The following is a 17,678-nucleotide window of genomic DNA, read 5'->3' as shown; positions in this document are numbered from 1 at the left end:
AGTATGGTGGAGGACGGCAATGAATCAAGATTCGGCCTGGCTTGTAGACGTGCCCATCGCCCACCGCGGCCTTCATGGCGAAGGGCAGCCAGAGAATAGTGTCGGCGCCTTCGTTGCGGCCAGCAAAGCTGGATACGCAATCGAGTTAGATGTGCACAAGACGCGCGACGACAAGCTTGTCGTAATCCACGATGACGACACTGAGAGGTTGACCGGAACGAAGCTCCGAGTCACTGAAGCCGATGCGAGGTCGCTCACCGACCTGCACTTGGATGGGACCGAGTATCGCATTCCTCTACTTGGGGAAGCCCTTGAAGCGTCTGGGAATTCGCCGGTTCTAGTCGAAGTGAAGTCCGGTTCTGACGCAGCGCGGATCGGTCCGCTCTTGCTCGAAGGGCTATCTAGGGCTGTCGGCCCCGTCGCTGTCCAGTCATTCGATCCTCGCATCGTCCTGTGGCTGCGACGAAACGGCTGCAACGTGCCCATCGGTCAACTGAGCGGCTCATTCAAAGGTGAGAACTTGCCGCTTGTACAGCGAGTTCTCCTCCGGATGATGATCCTGAACACCGTGTCCCGACCCGATTTCATTGCCTTTGACATTCGCAATTCTCGGGACGCTTTTCTCTGGCTATGGCGGACGCTGCTTCGGGTTCCCGTCCTGCTCTGGACGGTCCGGTCAGAACAGGAAGTCAAGTTGGCTCGCGCCCGAGGCGCGAATATCATCTTTGAAGGCATCGAGCCGTCGCCGGAGCGCGAGACCTAGGCTGCTCGTCCGGCGCTATCGCCGCGACGGGGCTACCGCAATAAGCGCGGCGAATTCACGGGGGGAGCAAGATGGGCAGCGCCCTGCTCAATATCGGGCTGAACTTGGTAGCGGTATTCTTGGTGTTTCTCTGCCGCCTTCTCGGGGTTGATCTCTACAGCAAGTTTTGGCGCGTGTCACGTCTCCTAGTCTACTCAGTACGATCAGCCCTCGGGCGCAAGACGCTTCTCCTTTACACGGACGCCCCGGACGGGATGAGAACCACCCACAACCTAGGATCAGCCCTCCAGCGATCGCTGCGAGATCGAGGTGTGCGCTGCTCGGTAAAATCCCTTCGGAGCGGCGTCGATCTGGCACGATGCCCGTTCTATTCCTTCCAGGTAATGGCGGTACTGGTCCTCATTACCGATGTCACACAGCTTTGCGCGAGGGAAAGCGACCGCAAGGCAGTGCAACGGAGACTAGAGAAGTATGCCCGGAGCGGCGGGTGCTTAGTTCTCGGCCACGACGTCATCTATAGGCGTAGCCGAAACGAGATTCTGGAGAGCCTAGCCGGTTGTTCGCTGAATCGATTTAAACAGCTCTTCGAGTCAGTAGATTATGTGAGAGTCGAAGAGGGATCGCGTCTCACCGATCACGCTCAATTGCTAAACGAGCTGCCTTCCCACATGCAGCTAGGTGACAATGAAGTCGTTATTGGTCGTTGGATGGATGATGTTGATTTCCTCTACGTATGGAAGGAGGATCAAACGGTACCACTAGTGACTCGGAGACGGGTTGGTGACGGGCGCGTCTTCTGGACAAATAGCGGAGATACGACAAAGGATGGCCCGCCTCGCGCGCTGGCTCGCCCAGAGGATGACTACATATCATTGCTGACGACACTAATGGTCCACCACTAGAGCCCCACCCCCCTTATGTTCTGTTCGCATTCGCGAGGTGCGGATCGGCTATGATGACGTGCGCCTCGACTGCTACCGCTCCAACGTCGAACTCCGCCGCCACCATAAGACGCACGGCTGCACTCACGTTCGGACCGTCGACACATCGTGAGGCCGCAGGCCACCTCTCTTAACGCGTCACAGCTAAAGCCTCGGCGCGGAACTCAGAGCACTCGCGACCGTACTAGTCTAGACGTGCCTCAATGTTCTTCCAGTGCTCATTCAGCTCTGGCGCCGCTGCCTTAGTCAGGCTGTTCGTAATATCGCGATCTGCGAGCTTCAGGATCGAGTTGAACAGCCACACCAGTCGGCAGAAGCGAGCGCCAGCGAGCGATATTGCTAGTTCGAAAAGGAATCTCACCGAGAGCGGGTCGGTTTCCCCATCGAGTACCTGGCAAGCTACGCATAAGACTGCGCCAAGGCCCGCTCCCGTGAGCAGTGCCCTCCAGTTTCGACGGAGCTCATCCGGATACAGTCTCCGAGCCGCGACTGCTCTGCTTCCGCCAGCCGACAGGTATACTGCCACCGCTATCGAACTTAGGCCCCCAAGAATCGATATAAGCGTGGCGCCAGCCCCGTAGGCGGACAGTCGCTGGGTAAGACTTGCCCAGCGTAAGAAGTCGCCTCCCCAGAAGTGAATCGTCAAAATATGCAGGGCCGGAAGCAAGACGGCCACGACGTAATCTAACCACGGTGCTTCAGACCAGACGCAACGATGGCGTCGACTTTGCTTCGTATAGTTGACTCTTGCGTTGGGGGACTATTAGCCATCTTGCTCGTCGACCGCCGACCTGAGCTCGTCCTCGTGCTGAGAAGACACATCTAGCATGGCAGAGACCGCGGAGGCGATCTTGATTGACTCACCATCGTCGTTCACGGCCGGTACGCGACGTTTAGCCGTGATCTTGTGCTCGACAAACTCTGCGATCTGCCGGTGCTCATCACCTTCGATTCCGTACAAGAGCCTAGCACTCGCTCGTTAGGCCGCGCCTGGCATAACATCACTCAGGTCCTGTAGGTCCGCCAGGAGCTCTTGCCGCTGGGAGTCCCTGCTCCGTCCCTTAGGAATCGAAATGATCATGGTGACGTTTGCGTCACCGTACTCCTCGCTAATTCGATGCAGGGCTCTAGCGAGGCGCCCCTGGCGTTTGGCCAAGGCCTGAGTGCTGGTCGTTCCAACGCGATTTCGAGCCGGCTAGCGCCGCTCGCGGTTCCCAGTCGATCAACTTCAGCTCGCGACATGAGCGGGCGCACGATTAGGCGACGGTCCGGGAAGAACTTTAGGCCATTGAGCCATTCCTCTAGCCCCTTATGGGACGGCGATGAAGTCGATCCTCGCATCGAGGCTACCACATTTCCGAATGGCAAGAAGCTGAACACTGACGTGTCTAGGTAACCGCGAGACGCGAAATCTTCCAACTCGGTCCATTCACCGGTCTCCCAGTCTACGCTCGAGAACCACTCCCCCTGCTCTTTCACGCGATGGAGTAGGAGGTGATCCTGTTCGGCGTATGTCGCGGTGTTGCCGATCTGACGATCTATTCCGTCCCATGTTCGAGTACTCAGGTCAGCCCTCGAGAGCCTCGAGAGCATCTCGTCCCACGGAAGGTGCGCCATCCTGCTCTGGACCGCTTGTTCCGACTGGACGATCTCGTAGAACGAAATTGTGCGCTCTCGCACTCGACGCAAAGTCGCCATGCTCGCTCTTTCCCCCTGTAACAAAGGTGCTAGCGCTAGTCCAGTGGGCACGGTACGCGATAACTGGCACGGGAGCTTTCTGCGCCCTGCGTGTCGCCGACTTATATCGCGTGCGCAACGAGATGTCCCTAAGTCGATCAGTGGATGCACTGTTTCCTCCTCTGTCCTCGCGCCGTGGGCTTGCCGCCCCTGCGCGCCAAGGTTGTCGGTGTCGTCGAACGTGTGTTCGATAGTGGCACGGTCCCCCGACAGGGCTGCGGCGGCAGGAGGTCCAACTGGCTTCGGGTGCCGCAGGCGTTGACGGCCTCGCGAAGCAGGCTCGTTAGCCCCGTGGCGGGCGGCGACCGTCAAACGCTCGCGTGTACCCGAGTCCATGTTCGTCGAGCCAGCGGCTGGCGGCCCTGAGCCCGCCCCGTTCAGCGATCTCAAGCAACTGCGGCTCGTAGCGATTCGCTTCGAGCCAGCTCCAGGTGGCCACCTCGAGCGCGAGCCGCGCATCCGCCTCCTGATCTTCGTCGGCGATCTCCTCGTCGGTGGCTTCACAGCCAAGGCCGGCGAAAGCGCGCAGGTCACGCTGGCCGCGGGACCAAGTGAGCTGGCGGCGGCCGTCGGAGGCTTCCTCCCATTCCCACCACCGAGCCATCGCGATCGCTTCGTAGGTGTCCGCAGCGTCGGCGAGGAGCTGCATGGGCGTACGGCCGCCGTGGCTGCGCCCCTTCTTGCCAGCGGCACCGGTGACTTCGTGGGCCATCTTGGTGAAGTAGTCGGCCAGGTCGCCGTCGCCGAGCTGGGCCTTGCGCAGGTCCCAGCCGTGTTCGTCGGAGGCGTCGAACCCCTTGCGCTCCAGGGCGCGGCGCCAGCGGCCGAACATGCGCGCCCCGACGCTGGCGGCGACGAGCTCGGCGGAGACGTCGTCGGCGAAGCACAGCAGCGCGTGGACGTGGACGTGCCAGCCGTTGGCGCCGTCGGTGACCTCCACGACCCGCGCCCAGCCGAGCAGGCCGCCGAACATGGTGGAGTCCTTGACCCAGGTTGAGCCGCTCGTGACGGCGGCCCAGGCGTAGCCGAGGACGTCCCAGCAGCCCTCTCTGGCCTTGATCCCGGCGAGTTCGATCTCCTCGGCCTCGCCGGCGCGCTCGTCGACGTCCCACCCGTTGGCCTCAGCCACCTCGCGATCAGCACGGCGCTCCTCGAGTAGATCGCGGCGCCGGCGGTCGACGGTCGACAGCCCGAGGCGGTCACCGCGGGCGTGGCGCATCGTCAAGGTGAGCATGAACGCCGAGCCGCCCCGCTCGTGGACCGCGCGCATCACCGCCGACAGGTCGTCGGCGCGGCGGGTGGCGACCTTGACCGCGCACACCGGACAGGTCCACACCGACCCGCAGTGCTTGAGCCCCCCGTAGGCCGCCGAGCGGGTGCCGTCCTTGTTCGTGATCACCCCGAGCGTCGGGCCGGCGTCCGGGCCGCCGATCTTGTGGCCGCACTGCTGCACTCGCTTCAACTGCGAGACGCGGCGGAGCTGGCGGCGGCGGGCCCAGCGGTCACGGCGACGGGAATGGGCACGCTCTTGGCGCTTGTTCTCGACGGACTCGGCGCCCTTGCCCGCACCACCAGCACGCCCCGGACCGCGACGGTCGGGGGTGTGGTCCTCGCGGCGGCGCCGTCCGGGTCGAAGAGCTGTTACCCCTTTACCGAGAACCCGCCCGCTCACCGGGCACCACCAGCGGTCAGAGCCGGCGCTGGCGCGCCGGCGTGGCCCGGCCCTGCCGGGCCACGCCTCCCCGCACCCCCAATGACTGCGTCGGGGGCGGGGCGGCGGACCCGGGCGGGCCAGCCCACCACGACCACGACAGCGACGACCTGAACCACGGCGGGCACCGGCAGCAGCACGAGGCTCGGCCTCCGGCGGCCAGGCGCTCCGCCCTGGACCAGGGCACCGACCTCAGGAGAGCCCACCCGTGCGACGAGCTCGGGGCAGTGTTGGTGGTCGGGGCGGGGCCTCACCCACGACGACGCGCCCGAGGGCTGCCAGACCGCCCGCACAGCCGCAAGCGCCACCCAGCAGCACACGAGCCGGCCCTCGACGACAGGGGCGCTTGCACCCGCACGAGCGGCCCGGCAGGGCAGAGCCCGCGCCGCCGAGGGAGAGACCCCGAAGCTCGGCCTCATGGCGCTAGCCAGAAGAGCCGGGGGCCGCGCAGTAACGCGCAGTTGGTTCAGCGCGACTGGTAGCCCATGGAGAACCTCCCGCTCCCCGTCCTCCTGCTGATTCCAATCGTTGGACTTACCTTGGGGGCCTTCGGCGCCCTCTTTCTGGTTGGCCTCCTGCACCCGTCGTCGCGTAAGAAGCGTGAGTACCAAGAAGTCCTGCAACACGGCTCGGGCACGATGAGCCTCGCAGAGGCGCGCGAGGTTACGAGTTTGGTCCACTCGGGGCAGGTTCAGCTCATAGATGCCGCGGACCACGCGCACTACCAGGACGCTGTTGCGCTCCTCAGGCAGCACGAGAGAGGCTGAGGTCAGCGCGGCTAGCTTTGCCCGGTTTCGGCTTTCTCGCTCGCGAGACCGTCGAGCTTCCGAAGGAAGGTTCAAGCAGCATCGCGGCTCCCTTCCTCTGTGGTAGCCGAAAGTCAAGCGGTGCCGACGGCGGAAAAAGCTCGAGAACGAACCACAGCGCCACGCTTCGAGTGCGCCCCACAGGACCGCGTCCCCGCGCTCGTACGCGTGTTCCATAGACGCGCACTGAGGTGGCGGGCAGTCTTCCGCAAAATGCGGACCCTCAGGACGTGGCGCGCCTTCGGTCAGCAGGGGCGGCGGCTCAGCCTCTGGGACGTCGCTCGTGGCCGGACGTGAGTTGATCTGACAGCGAAGTGTGACAGCAGCGCCGCTGTCACCGAGGGGGTTCGAGAGGGTCCGCGCACGAGAGCTTCCGCAGCTCAGAGGCCAGATCGGACGATGCCGAGGCGTCTTGAAAGCGGACGTCACGCAAGTGACCGGGGGTTCGAATCCCCCCGCTTCCGCAGGTGAGACCGGCGCGGACGATCTCGGCAGCTCCTCGCCGATCCGGTGACAGCGGCGGATCCGGCAGGGCCGTGCTCGCGCGGCCGAGGCAGGGACGCAGAGCTCCGGGCCCTCCGATTCCGCGACGGGTCGCAGCGTCGGCCGACTCAGTGAGGATTCACTCACCATTGTTCGATATCGGCAGAAGCCGGCGAAAAGGGGCGGTCGCGGCTGCTCGGCGGCAGGATCGCAACGGCAACCGGGCGTTGCCAGTGGTGCCTTCGGCGGCCACTCCGATCGAATTTTATCTGACCATCGATATGTCGAGTACGGAGAGCACTCCCCACTTCACCGTCGGTTGCTCCCGGCTATCCTGTCCTATTCAACGAGTGACTCCGGAGAAAGCGAGCTGTTCTCCTCTCTTGACTTGACGACGAGGTGGGCCGGGAACACTCTCGAACTCGGCTGTCCGAGCAACCCTGGAGGAGGAACAATGGCCACAATTCGACGTAGTGTCGTCGCGGCCGCGTTGATCGCGGCGGCGACCCTCGGTACCGCTGCGCCGGCACTCGCCAGCCCTTCCCCGCCGACCAACGGCGGCAACGGTGCTGGGCAGAGCGGTCAGTGCACGGGGCCGGCCGATGGCCGACCGGCGTCCTGCCAGTCGTCGAAGTAGGTGCTCGGCCGCGGATCTCGACCGACTCTGAGGCAACCCCCCTGCGATCAGGGCGGTACGGGCTGCGGCCTCCCCGGGAGTCCCGGGTCGCTCCGGCGACCCGGGACTTTCCCATGGGGTGTCGGCGCAAGGAATCGCGATTCCGACGGAGCCCCCGGCGGGTGTGTTCGGGAGCGGATCAGACGACTTCCCGCGACGCGAAAGTCCTCGGACCGGCTCCATCCCGACCGGATTGCGCATTCTCCGGAAGCGTCGAGTGTCGATGGCCCGCGCGCGGACGAGAAGAGCGCCTTCGAGGACGACGATCTCCGCGACGCCCCGGTCTGCAACGTTTGGGTGAACGGGCCGGTCGGGCACTCCGGGACTTCGGGCTTCTCCACGGTCGGCCCTCCGGAGCCGACCGCCGGCGTGGTCCCTGGGCTCGCGCCCATCACCTGGTCGCCCGTGGCGGCGGCCGCGAGGAGTGCTCCTGAACAGCCGCATCGACGCGGAGCTGCTGCGGATCACCGCGGACGCGGTGCTGCGCAACCTCGACCGTCTGGCCGGCGAAGGCCTCCGCCGCGACGGCGTCGAACAGGTCACCGCGCACGCGCTCGCCCTGACCTCCGACGTCCTCGACCTGGACGACCGGCCCGACCGGCAGCGCCTGCACGGCCGCGGCCTGTGGGAACTGCTCGAGGTCCTCCGCGGTCCCGTCTCCACCACGCTGCTCTCCCGGCTCGACGAGGCCCTCGGCGACGCGCCGTGACCCACGTCGGCCGGTGCGGGAGCCGGCGGGCGAGATCACGGACACACGCGCCCGAGGACCCGGGCCCGACGCCCGAAGGGCACGATGGGGCGATCGGTCCACCCGCGGTGCCGGCGTCCCCGGTTGTCCAGCAGACGGCACCCGCGAAGGAATGTTGATGCAGCAGCGCGACACCGCGTCCCCCGATCCCCCCACGGTGCTGGCACGCGCCCGCGCCGCCGCGTTCGAGGCGGAACGGCTGGCGGAGCTCGCCCTGCACACACGGGCCGAGGCCATGATCGCGTTGGCCCGCGCCGAGTCGGTGCCGCTCCCGCCGGTCGTCGAGGCCCGCCTGCACCTCCTCCTGAGCCGGCCCGGGCGCGCGCAGGTGCGCCCCTCGAACAGTGCGATCGCTGCCCGTCCCGAGGATCTCGATTCGGTCGTCGATTCCGTCGAGTTCCGTTGACCGCTGCCGACGGCGGGGCGCACCATCGAGACGGCCCTGTCCGGACGGGTTGACAGAACAGACGACGGTCGGGGCTGTCGGGGGCGTGCGTCATCGGCGCGCGCCCTCTTCCTGTATTGCTGGTGTTCGCTGGGATGTGGAGAACCGGGTGGGGGACAGCGCTCGCGCGTCGGTGGCGACGGACCGGTCACGGGCCGAGGCGCTGCCGGGTTCGCAGGCCGCTGTCCAGCGAGGATGCCTCTGCTCGGTGCTCGCCAACGCCGCCTACCGGACCGGTGCCGCGGATCTCCCGCTCGTCGACGCCGACTGTCCCCTGCACGTGCCGGGGCCGGGCGCGTCGGCGTGAGCAGGGGCCCGCACGAGAATTGACCGCGCAGTTCGGGAGTCGCTTTTCCGACACGACTCGCCGGGGCGCCGGGAAAGCGTCGGGGCCCCGCGCCGGGAAATGCGGCGACGTCTCCCCACGGTGATCGCTAGCGTGCCGTGCCGTGCCGTGCCGTGCCGTGCCGTGGACGACGGCACCGATCGGCGCACCCTGCTGCGCGACCAGCTCGCCCTCACCCGGCAGCTCGCGGAGATCGTCTGGCCCGGGGCGGCCGCGGGCGTCGACGAGCTCCGGCGGCTGCTCGATCGTTGGGACGCGTTCCTCGCCTCGCGCACGGAGGCCGAGCTCGACGCCGGCGGTGTCGTGACGTTCCCTTTCGACGACGGCCGTCCGCTGGTGGCGATCGCCGGGTGGGCGAACGTCGAGCTGACGAAGAACGTCGCCGAGATGGGGGTGCTGCGCCGGCTGGCCGAGGCGGGCTGAGAGGCCCGTCAGTCCGGGCGCTCGTCCTCGTCCGGGTCCTGCTGGCGGATGCTGTCGAGGATGTCGTCGATCTCGGTGCGGTGGCGCGGCGGCCGCACGCGGCGGCTCTCGAAGGCGAGGTGCTGGAACTGCGGCGCGAGCGCGCGCCACACCTCCTTCTTCATCGCCTCGTCGACCGCGTCGCCGAGCGCCGGGTCCGGCGCGGGGTCGTCAGCGGGCTCGTGGGCGGGCTCGCCGCCCTCGGGTGTGGACATCCGCGCCTCCGTGCCGGGGACACCAGGATGCCCCCTGCTCGCGGTGGTGAAGCCGGATTCAGTCGGTCGGCGCGAGCACGATGTCGCCTTGACCGATCCGCCGCGGCTCCGGGCGCTTCCCGCCGGCCGACACCTCGGCGACGAGGCGGGCCAGGCGCCGACCGGCCAGGCGGTAGAAGCGGGTCTGCGTCCAGCGCCCGAACACCCCGAACCCGAGCGCGATGACGGGGTTGGGGATCGTCGCCCGGCTCGAGACGCCGGTCATGACGAACTCGACGCGGCCGGTGTCAAGGTTCTTGACCACCTCGTAGAGCAGCCGCCCGCGCTCGAGGTGGTGCTCGAGCGTGCGGTAGCTCCAGCCCCAGGAGCGCTCGCGGGTGCCGTCGGCGCGGTCGCGGACCTCGTCCACCTCGGCGTCCACGCGCACGCCCATCGGGAAGCGCAGGACGAGGAAGCGCCCCTCGAGCAGCATGTCGCGGCCGACGAGCGGGGCGTCGGCGTGGAAGTACGCGTGCATGATCATGGGCTCGGCGAACTCGTAGTCGTGCACCATCCGGCACGCGAGGTCGAACGGGCCGTCGGGCACGGGCTCGCCGGGCTCCTCGTCGCCGAGCAGGTGGCGCACGCGGTCGTGGTGCCAGCCGCGCCCGTCGGTCTCGGCGGGGTCGTAGTTGAGCCCGTACGCGGCGATCTCGCGCAGGCCGCGGTCCGGATCGGGGTGGGCCGTGAACCTCACGCGGTGCCTCTCGATCGGCGGGACGGGCGGGAGCCGGACGGACCGGCGCATGCTGTCATCGCCGGACGGCTACCCAGCACCCCGTGTCGCCACGACCGCTGTTCTCCCGTCGCCCGCCGCTCGGACGCCTCCGGCGCGGCTGGGGTGCCCTGATCACGACCGGGCGTCACCTGCGCACCCTGCCGGTCCTCGACCGTGCCCAGGAGGACGGCGACGGCACCGACCTGCCCGCCCCCTGGCCCATCACCCTCGTCGACAAGCGCACCAAGACGATCGAGCAGGGGCACGGGCCGCTGTTCCACCGCACGTTCACCGTGCGGGCCGTCGACGCGCGGCACGGTGCCGCCCACCTGATCGGGATCCTCTCCCGCGACCTCGACCGCGGTGCGCCGCCGCACGTGGTGACCTTCGCCCGCGAGCGCGGTGAGCCCGGCCGCATGCTCGTCGGCGACGAGTACCGCGTCTACATGCCGGCGCCCTGGGACGGGCCGGTGCGGGTGCTCGCCCGCACCGAGACGTCGTTCCGCTTCGGCACGCTCGACGGCCACCTCGAGGCCGGCGAGATCGAGTTCCGGGCCGCCGACGTCGGGGAGGGGACCGTCGACTTCACGATCGAGGTGTGGTCCCGGGCGGGTGACCGCGTCGCGGAGCTCCTCTACGGGCGCCTCGGCGTCGGTCGCGAGATCCAGGCGAGCCTCTGGGTGCAGTTCTGCCTCGGCGCGGTGGAGCTGCTGGAGGGCCGTCGCGAGGGCCACGTGCGGGAGATCACCCGTCGGGTACCGGCCCCTGACCTGGACCGCCGCTGAGTTCAGGTCCGCCGCGGCCGCACATCAGCGTCCTCTCAGGAACCGTTCCTAGCGTCCGGCACGGTGAACGGGACACGGCAGCTGAGCTGGGACGTCGTGCGCGTCGTCGCGGTGGCGAGCGTGGTGCTCCAGCACGCCACGTACTCGGTCATCGGCGTCATGCCGTGGATGCCCCGGCTGCCGTTCGTCTGGCCGATCCAGGCCGGCGCGAACACGCTGATGGTGATCTCGGCGTTCTTCGTGTGCCGGACGCTCGCGACCCGCCCGCCGGGCCGGTGGTGGGTCGACCGGCTGGCCCGGCTGCTGCCCGCCTACGTCGTCGCCGTGCTCGTGACCTACCTGCTCACGCTCTACGCGTCGCGGTTCGGGTACTGGCGCCCCAGCGGCGTCGACCTCATCGGCAACCTCCTGCTGGTGCAGGGCTGGGACGAGCGCGTCACGTACATCGACCACTCGTACTGGACCCTGCCCGCCCAGCTCGCGATGTTCACCCTCGCCGCCGCGGCCGCCGCCTACCTCGGCCGCGGCTTCTGGCGGCGGAGCTGGACACTGCCGGCGCTGGCCTGGGGGATCATCGTCGTCCCCGCCCTGATGCTGCTGCTCGGCGCGGCGGACGGCGTGCTGAGCAGCGTCTTCCACGGCCTCGTCATGTTCCGCTGGCAGGTGTTCGGCATCGGGCTCGCCGTGTGGCTGTGGTCCCGCGGGCGCATCCACGGCGGCCACCTCGTCACGCTGGTGCTCGCGGGCCTCGCCGCCGAGAACCTCCACACCCCCGACCTGCCCTCGGTGCTCGTGCTGGCGCTCGCGGTCGTGGGCATCGCCGCCGCCGGGGCCGGGCGCGACTGGAGCGTGCTGCGGGTGGGCCGGCTGCCGCGCGTGATCACCTGGCTCGCCGGGATCTCCTACGGCATCTACCTGATGAACCAACAGATCGGCTACTTCGTCGCCTGGGGCCTGCGCGACCGCTTCGGGATCGACGGGTGGCTGCGGCTGGTCGCCGTCGTCGCCGTCGCGGTGCTGCTCGGGTGGCTGCTGACCGTGCTCGTCGAGCGGCCCGCGCACCGGTGGCTGGTGCGCCGCCCCTCGCAGGCTCAGCGGCTGAACGAGCCCGCGGCCGCGAGGAAGAGGTCGACCTCCTCGGGCGTGCCGGCGCTGACCCGGACCCCGTCGCCGGCGAACGCGCGCACGACGACCTTGTTCTCGAGCGCGTGCTCGGAGAACTCCACCGCCCGCTCGCCCAGCGGCAGCCAGACGAAGTTGGTCTGCGACGGGGGCACCTCGTACCCCAGCGAGCGCAGCTCGGAGGCCATCCGCCCGACCTCGGCGACCGCGCCCGCGCAGTCGGCGTACAGCTCGTCGAGGTGGTCGAGCGCGGCGAGCGCCCCCGCCTGCGCCGCCGACGAGACCCCGAAGGGCACCGCGACCCCGCGCAGCGCGGCCGCGAGCTCGGCCGGCCCGACGGCGTAGCCCACGCGCAGCCCGGCGAGCCGGTGGGCCTTGGAGAAGGTCCGCAGCACGCAGATGTTGTCGTACTCCTCGGCCAGCGCGAGCCCGTCGGGCACGGCCGGGTCGGAGACGAACTCGCGGTAGGCCTCGTCGAGCACCACGAGGACGTCGCTCGGGACGCGGTCGAGGAAGGCCCGCAGCGACGACTCGTCGACGGCGGTGCCCGTCGGGTTGTTCGGGTTGCAGACGAACACCAGCCGCGTGCGCGGCGTGACCGCCTCGGCCATCGCGTCGAGGTCGTGGACGTGGCCCGCGGTCAGCGGCACCCGCACGGCCTGCGCGTGGCCCGCCAGCGCGACGATCGGGTAGGCCTCGAACGACCGCCAGGCGAAGACGACCTCGTCGCCGGGCGCGCAGACCGACTGCACCAGCTGGCCGCACAGCGCCACCGAGCCGGTGCCGACGGCGATCCGCGCCGGGTCGACGCCGTGGTGCTCGGCGAGGCGGGCGGTCAGCGTCGTCACGGCGATGTCGGGGTAGCGGTTGCCCGCCTCGACGGCGCGGTGGATCGCGGCCAGCACCGCGGGCAGGGGCGGCAGCGGCATCTCGTTGCTCGCGAGCTTCACGGCCCCGGGCACGGTGCGGCCGGCAACGTAGGTGGGGAGGGCGGCGAGGTCGTCACGCAGGCGCACGGGCACGGTCACCACGGTAAACGCCCGGTGGCGTGCTCCGCCCCGACGCCGGTGGTCCTCCGGGCGCCCGGCACGTTGGCCCCCCGACGTGGAAGGCTGAACGCATGACGGGGACCCACACCGAGACCATCCCTCTGGTCGACGAGACCCAGCTGCGGGTGACGATCGCCGAGCCGGACGGGGCGGTGCGCGGTGGTGTGGTCGTCCTGCACGAGTCGCGGGGGATCACCTCGCGCACCCAGGCCATCGTCGCGGCCCTCGCGGGGGAGGGGTGGCTCGCGGTCGCGCCCCACCTCTACCACCGTGACGACCCCGGCATCGACGAGCGGACCGGCGACGACGAGGCCGTCGACCGCGCCGTCGCCACGATCTCGGGCGAGTCGGTGCTCGCCGACTCCGACGCCGCCTTCGGGATCCTCGCCGACCGCGGGATCGGGTCCGACCGCATGGGCGTCGTCGGCTTCGACCTCGGCGCCACGGCCGCGCTCGTCGTCGCCGCGCAGCGGTCGCTCGGCGCGGTCGTGACGGTGTCGGCGGCGGGCGTCTCGACGTCGCTGACGTCGGGGCTGCCGGCGCTGGTCGACGTGGTCGGGGAGCTCACCTGTCCGTGGCTGGGGCTCTACGGCGAGCAGGGCGACCCCGTCGACCCCGCCGACGTCGACCGTCTCCGCGAGGCCGCGCACGCCTCGGGCCGGGTCGTCGACGTCGTCGTCTACCCCTCCCGTGAGCACCGGTTCGACGCCGACGAGCGCGCGGCGGAGCAGCCGGATCCCCTCGAGGAGGGGAACTCGGAGGAAGCCACCAAGATGGAGGCGCGCAGCCGGGTACTCAACTGGTTGGATACCCATCTGCGCTGAAGCGCGGACGCTGCCGGAGGCCACATGACGTCGGGGGTGCGGGCTGATCGCCCCACGACGGCCGCCGTCGAGGGTCGCTTCGCCCGGTTCCGGGGGCGCCGTGTCGCCCGGGTGGTGACGTGGGCCGCGCGCGTCGCGGGCCTGCTGACGGTGCTCTCGCTCCTCACGCCCCTGCTGCGGCGGCGCCTGCAGCCGGCGACGTGGTTCGGCCTGCCGCCCGAGGCCACGCTGGTCGGCGCGGTCGTCGTCGCGACCCTCGGCGTCGGGCTGATGATGCTGGCGACGGGCCTGCGGCGCCGAAAACGGCGGGCCTGGCAGCTCGCCGTCGTGGCCTGCGTGGTGCTGATCGTCTCGCACCTCGTGGGCCGCCACGCCCTGGTGCCGACGATCGTGGTCGCCCTCCTGCTCCTCGGGCTGCTGCTGACCCGCCGCGAGTTCACGGCCCTGCCCGACCCCGTCGGGCGCCTCGCCGCCGTGCGGGTCGTGGTCCAGATGCTGCTCGGCGGCTTCGCCACCGTCTTCCTGCTGCTGCTCGTCCGACCCTCGCTCCTGGCCGGCGTACCGAGCGTCGAGGACAAGCTCGCGCAGGCGGGGCTCTCGCTGGTCGGGGTCAGCGGGCCCGTGCAGTTCCGGGCCGGCTGGTTCGACGACCTCACCGCCGTCCTCGGCCTCTCCTTCGGCATCGCCGCCCTCGTGCTCGGCGGCTACTTCCTGCTGCGCTCCTCGGAGCCCCGCCCGATGCTGGGCGAGGCCGAGGGCAACCGCATCCGCGAGCTGCTCGCCCGCCACGGCCGCGCCGACTCGCTGGGCTACTTCGCGCTGCGCCGCGACAAGTCGGTGGTGTTCTCGCCGTCGGGCAAGGCGGCGGTGGCCTACCGGGTGGTGGCCGGGGTGGCGCTGGCGTCCGGCGACCCGCTCGGCGACCTCGAGGCCTGGCCCGGCGCGATCACGGAGTTCCTCGCGGTCTGTCGCCGCTACGGCTGGGTGCCCGCGGTGCTCGGCTGCTCGGAGGCCGGGGCGCGCGTGTGGCTGCGCGAGGGCGGGCTCGACGCCCTCGAGCTCGGTGACGAGGCGGTCGTCGACGTCGCCACCTTCTCGCTGCAGGGCCGCTCGATGCGCACCGTGCGCCAGGCCGTCTCGCGGATCCAGCGTGCCGGCTACGAGACCAGCGCGCGCCGGGTGCGCGACGTGCCGGTCGAGGAGCTCGGGCAGCTCCGGGAGCTCGTGTCACATTGGCGCGGCGGGCCGGCCGAGCGCGGGTTCTCGATGGCGCTCTCGCGGATCGCCGACGGGGAGTCCGACCCCGACGCGGTGCTCGTCGTCGCGACCGCGGAGGGCGCGGTGCGGGGGCTGCTGCAGTTCGTGCCGTGGGGCAGCGACGGGCTCTCGCTCGACCTCATGATCCGCGACCCCGCGGTGCCCGACAACGGGCTCAACGAGCTGCTCATCGCCGACCTGCTCGGCGCCTGCCGCGGGCTGGGCGTCGACCGGGTGTCCCTGAACTTCGCGGTCTTCCGCTCGGCGCTCGAGCGCGGCGAGAAGATCGGCGCGGGACCCGTCGCGCGGCTGTGGGCGCGCCTGCTGCGCACGGCGTCGCGGTGGTGGCAGATCGAGACCCTCTACCGGTTCAACGCCCGCTTCGGGCCGGTGTGGGTGCCGCGGTTCCTGGTGTTCGACGCCGTCCGCGACCTGCCGCGCATCGCCGTCGCCGCCTTCGAGGCCGAGGGGTACGGCGGCCGCCCGCCGGCGCTCCTGCGCTTCCTGCGCCGGACCTGACCGCGTCCCGACCGACCGTGTCCCGCCGACCGCGTCCCCGCGCAGCGCGTCCGGGCGCAGCGAGGGACGCCCTCGCTGCCTGGTGGGCAGCCAAGGCGTCCCTCGCCCGGTGACGCGGGGGTGGACTCAGGGCCGCACGAGCACCTTGAGCGCCTCGCGGTCGTTCATCGCCCGGTAGCCGCTCGGAGTCTCGGCGAGCGGGATCTCGCGGTCGAACACCTTGCCCGGCTCGATCCGCCCGTCGAGCACGTCGGGCAGGAGCTCGTACATGTTCGCCTGCGTCGGGGCGATGCCACCGGCAACGGTCACGTTCTTCATGAACTTCTGCGCCAGGTTCGGCAGCTCGCCGCTCTGCGGCACGCCGACGATCCCGACGTGGCCGCCGGGCTTGGTGAGGTTGATCGCCGAGGTCAGCGACTGCTCGTAGCCCACGGCCTCGATCGCCGAGTGCACGCCGTCGGTGCCGAGCAGGTCGCGGACCTTCTGCTCGCCCTCCTCGCCGCGCTCGGCGACGACGTCGGTGGCGCCGAACTCGCGGCCCAGGTCGGTGCGGTCCTTGTGCCGGCCCATCAGCACGATCCGCTCGGCGCCGAGACGCCTGGCGGCCAGCACCGCGAGCAGCCCGACCGCACCGTCGCCGATCACCGCGACGTCCTTGCCGGGCCCGACCTGCGCCGACACCGCGGCGTGGTGGCCGGTGCCGAAGACGTCGGACAGGGTCAGCAGGCTCGGCATGAGCGCCGAGTCGTGCGGCACATTCAGCGTCGTCAGCGACGCGTCGGCGTACGGGACGCGGGCGGCCTCGCCCTGCCCGCCGTCGGTCTCGGCGGCCCCACGCGCTGCCGTTCGGGCAGGCGCTGGTGAGGCCGGCCCGGCAGTACTCGCACGTGCCGTCGGCGTAGTAGAACGGCGCGACGACCAGGTCGCCCTTCTGGATGCGGCTCACGTCGGAGCCGGTCTCCTCGACCACGCCGATGAACTCGTGGCCGATGCGGTCGCCGTGCTCGGTCTGCTCGCGGCTCTTGTAGGGCCAGAGGTCGCTGCCGCAGATGCACGAGTGCGTGATGCGCACGATCGCGTCGGTGGCGTGCTGCAGGGTCGGGTCCGGCACGTCCTCGACACGGATGTCGCCGGCTCCATAGATCAGGGTCGCCTTCACGGCGGGTGTCCTCCTCGTGGCGGGTTCGGTTGTGGGCTACCCGCCCTCCGGGGGCGCATGCGGCACCGTGCCCACGTCACGCCGGGCCGGGGGGTGGCGGGCAACGGTCGGGACGCCGGTGTGTACTGTTTGACCACGGAGGCCCCAGGGGGACCTCGGGAGGCTTCGCCTAGTCTGGTCTATGGCGCCGCACTGCTAATGCGGTTGGGAGTTCGGCTCCCTCCCGGGTTCAAATCCCGGAGCCTCCGCAGCTGCGGCCCGGACAGGGGCGGGGCTTACAACGAGATACTGCGCCCGTAGCTCAACGGATAGAGCATCTGACTACGGATCAGAAGGTTAGGGGTTCGAATCCCTTCGGGCGCGCGCCGGTCGAGGCAGCTCAGAGGGGTCGCAGCAGCGCTGCGGCCCCTCTGTTCATGATCGCTGGTCGACGGTCCGATCCACGAGCGTTGCTACGTTGCCGCCATGACCGAGGCCGCTGCACCGCGTCAGCGCGGGAGCGGCAGGCGCCTCCGGGACCGATGGCAGGTGCGGGTTTCCGCCGGCATCGATCGGCCCGGCAACGTCCGCTCCGAGCCAGTACTTCAGGTCGGCGTGGGACAGCAGGTACTCGCGGCCCTCCGCTGCGAGCCCGACCGCGTCGGGCAGCACGGTCAGCGGGGACCGCGCGGCGATGTCGATCGCGACGTCGACCTCCCGACGTCGACGATCGCGTCGACGATCTCCTCGGCGGCGAGTGTGAATCGCTCGGCCAGCCGGTGAGGCCGTGGGGCTTCAGCACCCGGTTCATCGTTCGCCGTGCGCGGGTGTGCCTGGGCGCGGCGGCGTCGAGCTGCACGCTCGGCGGGCGGCCATGTCTCGTCGCGCCGGATG

General features: G+C 69.7%; 12 protein-coding genes, 2 tRNA genes and 2 pseudogenes. 11 read left to right on the top strand and 5 right to left on the bottom strand.

The features are described from left to right. Positions 1-49: 49 nt before the first annotated feature. Positions 50-763, top strand: coding sequence for a glycerophosphodiester phosphodiesterase family protein (locus PHK61_RS21070; protein ID WP_274282981.1), 714 nt, complete (start codon positions 50-52; stop codon positions 761-763). 2,961 nt (positions 764-3,724) lie between these two features. Here the strand turns inward: PHK61_RS21070 and PHK61_RS21065 are convergent. Next, positions 3,725-4,903 (bottom strand): hypothetical protein, encoded by a 1,179-nt coding sequence (locus tag PHK61_RS21065; RefSeq protein WP_274282980.1) that lies wholly within the window; start codon positions 4,901-4,903, stop codon positions 3,725-3,727. A 2,638-nt stretch (positions 4,904-7,541) separates the two neighbouring features. Here PHK61_RS21065 and PHK61_RS21060 point away from each other — a divergent pair. The 3 genes from PHK61_RS21060 to PHK61_RS21050 all read left to right on the top strand — a co-directional run bounded on the left by PHK61_RS21060 (position 7,542) and on the right by PHK61_RS21050 (position 9,079). Continuing rightward, positions 7,542-7,826 carry a hypothetical protein gene (locus PHK61_RS21060; RefSeq protein ID WP_274282979.1) on the top strand — a complete coding sequence of 95 codons (285 nt, stop codon included), beginning with the start codon at positions 7,542-7,544 and terminating at the stop codon, positions 7,824-7,826. A gap of 157 nt (positions 7,827-7,983) precedes the next feature. Further along, the gene (locus PHK61_RS21055) at positions 7,984-8,271 is read left to right on the top strand and encodes a hypothetical protein (RefSeq protein WP_274282978.1); all 288 of its coding nucleotides are present in this window, start codon (positions 7,984-7,986) and stop codon (positions 8,269-8,271) included. Positions 8,272-8,779: 508 nt separating this feature from the next. Further along, positions 8,780-9,079, top strand: coding sequence for a hypothetical protein (locus PHK61_RS21050; RefSeq protein WP_274282977.1), 300 nt, complete (start codon positions 8,780-8,782; stop codon positions 9,077-9,079). 8 nt (positions 9,080-9,087) lie between these two features. Here PHK61_RS21050 and PHK61_RS21045 read toward each other — a convergent pair whose 3' ends face one another. Beyond that, entirely contained in the window at positions 9,088-9,333 is a 246-nt protein-coding gene (locus PHK61_RS21045) for a hypothetical protein (RefSeq protein WP_274282976.1), read from the bottom strand. A gap of 58 nt (positions 9,334-9,391) precedes the next feature. After that, complete coding sequence (locus tag PHK61_RS21040; protein ID WP_274282975.1) at positions 9,392-10,069, bottom strand: DUF1990 family protein; 678 nt, start codon at positions 10,067-10,069, stop codon at positions 9,392-9,394. Positions 10,070-10,152: 83 nt separating this feature from the next. Between PHK61_RS21040 and PHK61_RS21035 the strand changes: the two genes are divergently transcribed. Beyond that, a complete protein-coding gene (locus PHK61_RS21035; RefSeq protein ID WP_274282974.1) occupies positions 10,153-10,875 on the top strand; it encodes a DUF1990 family protein in 723 nt (240 codons plus the stop codon). A 63-nt stretch (positions 10,876-10,938) separates the two neighbouring features. Beyond that, a pseudogene (locus tag PHK61_RS21030) lies at positions 10,939-11,901 on the top strand (acyltransferase family protein); the annotation flags it as partial. A gap of 65 nt (positions 11,902-11,966) precedes the next feature. On the opposite strand, the gene hisC reads toward PHK61_RS21030, so the two are convergent. After that, positions 11,967-13,019 carry a histidinol-phosphate transaminase gene (gene hisC / locus PHK61_RS21025; protein WP_274282973.1) on the bottom strand — a complete coding sequence of 351 codons (1,053 nt, stop codon included), beginning with the start codon at positions 13,017-13,019 and terminating at the stop codon, positions 11,967-11,969. Between the two features lie 98 nt (positions 13,020-13,117). Here hisC and PHK61_RS21020 point away from each other — a divergent pair, with 98 nt between their 5' ends. After that, complete coding sequence (locus tag PHK61_RS21020) at positions 13,118-13,870, top strand: dienelactone hydrolase family protein (RefSeq protein WP_274282972.1); 753 nt, start codon at positions 13,118-13,120, stop codon at positions 13,868-13,870. A 24-nt stretch (positions 13,871-13,894) separates the two neighbouring features. Continuing rightward, the gene (locus tag PHK61_RS21015; RefSeq protein ID WP_274282971.1) at positions 13,895-15,646 is read left to right on the top strand and encodes a phosphatidylglycerol lysyltransferase domain-containing protein; all 1,752 of its coding nucleotides are present in this window, start codon (positions 13,895-13,897) and stop codon (positions 15,644-15,646) included. Between the two features lie 126 nt (positions 15,647-15,772). Here the strand turns inward: PHK61_RS21015 and PHK61_RS21010 are convergent. Next, positions 15,773-16,805: pseudogene (locus PHK61_RS21010) on the bottom strand (zinc-dependent alcohol dehydrogenase family protein). 158 nt (positions 16,806-16,963) lie between these two features. Between PHK61_RS21010 and PHK61_RS21005 the strand changes: the two are divergent. The 3 genes from PHK61_RS21005 to PHK61_RS20995 all read left to right on the top strand — a co-directional run bounded on the left by PHK61_RS21005 (position 16,964) and on the right by PHK61_RS20995 (position 17,567). Further along, positions 16,964-17,053, top strand: a tRNA-Ser gene (locus PHK61_RS21005). A 42-nt stretch (positions 17,054-17,095) separates the two neighbouring features. After that, positions 17,096-17,168 (top strand) — tRNA-Arg (locus tag PHK61_RS21000). Between the two features lie 102 nt (positions 17,169-17,270). Further along, complete coding sequence (locus PHK61_RS20995; protein WP_274282970.1) at positions 17,271-17,567, top strand: hypothetical protein; 297 nt, start codon at positions 17,271-17,273, stop codon at positions 17,565-17,567. Positions 17,568-17,678 lie beyond the last annotated feature (111 nt).

The sequence above is a fragment of the Actinomycetospora lutea genome (assembly GCF_028737205.1).
Classification (GTDB): Bacteria; Actinomycetota; Actinomycetes; order Mycobacteriales; family Pseudonocardiaceae; genus Actinomycetospora; species Actinomycetospora lutea.
The sequence above is the reverse complement of the archived record's forward strand: the minus strand, read 5'-3'. Positions and strand labels throughout refer to the sequence as shown.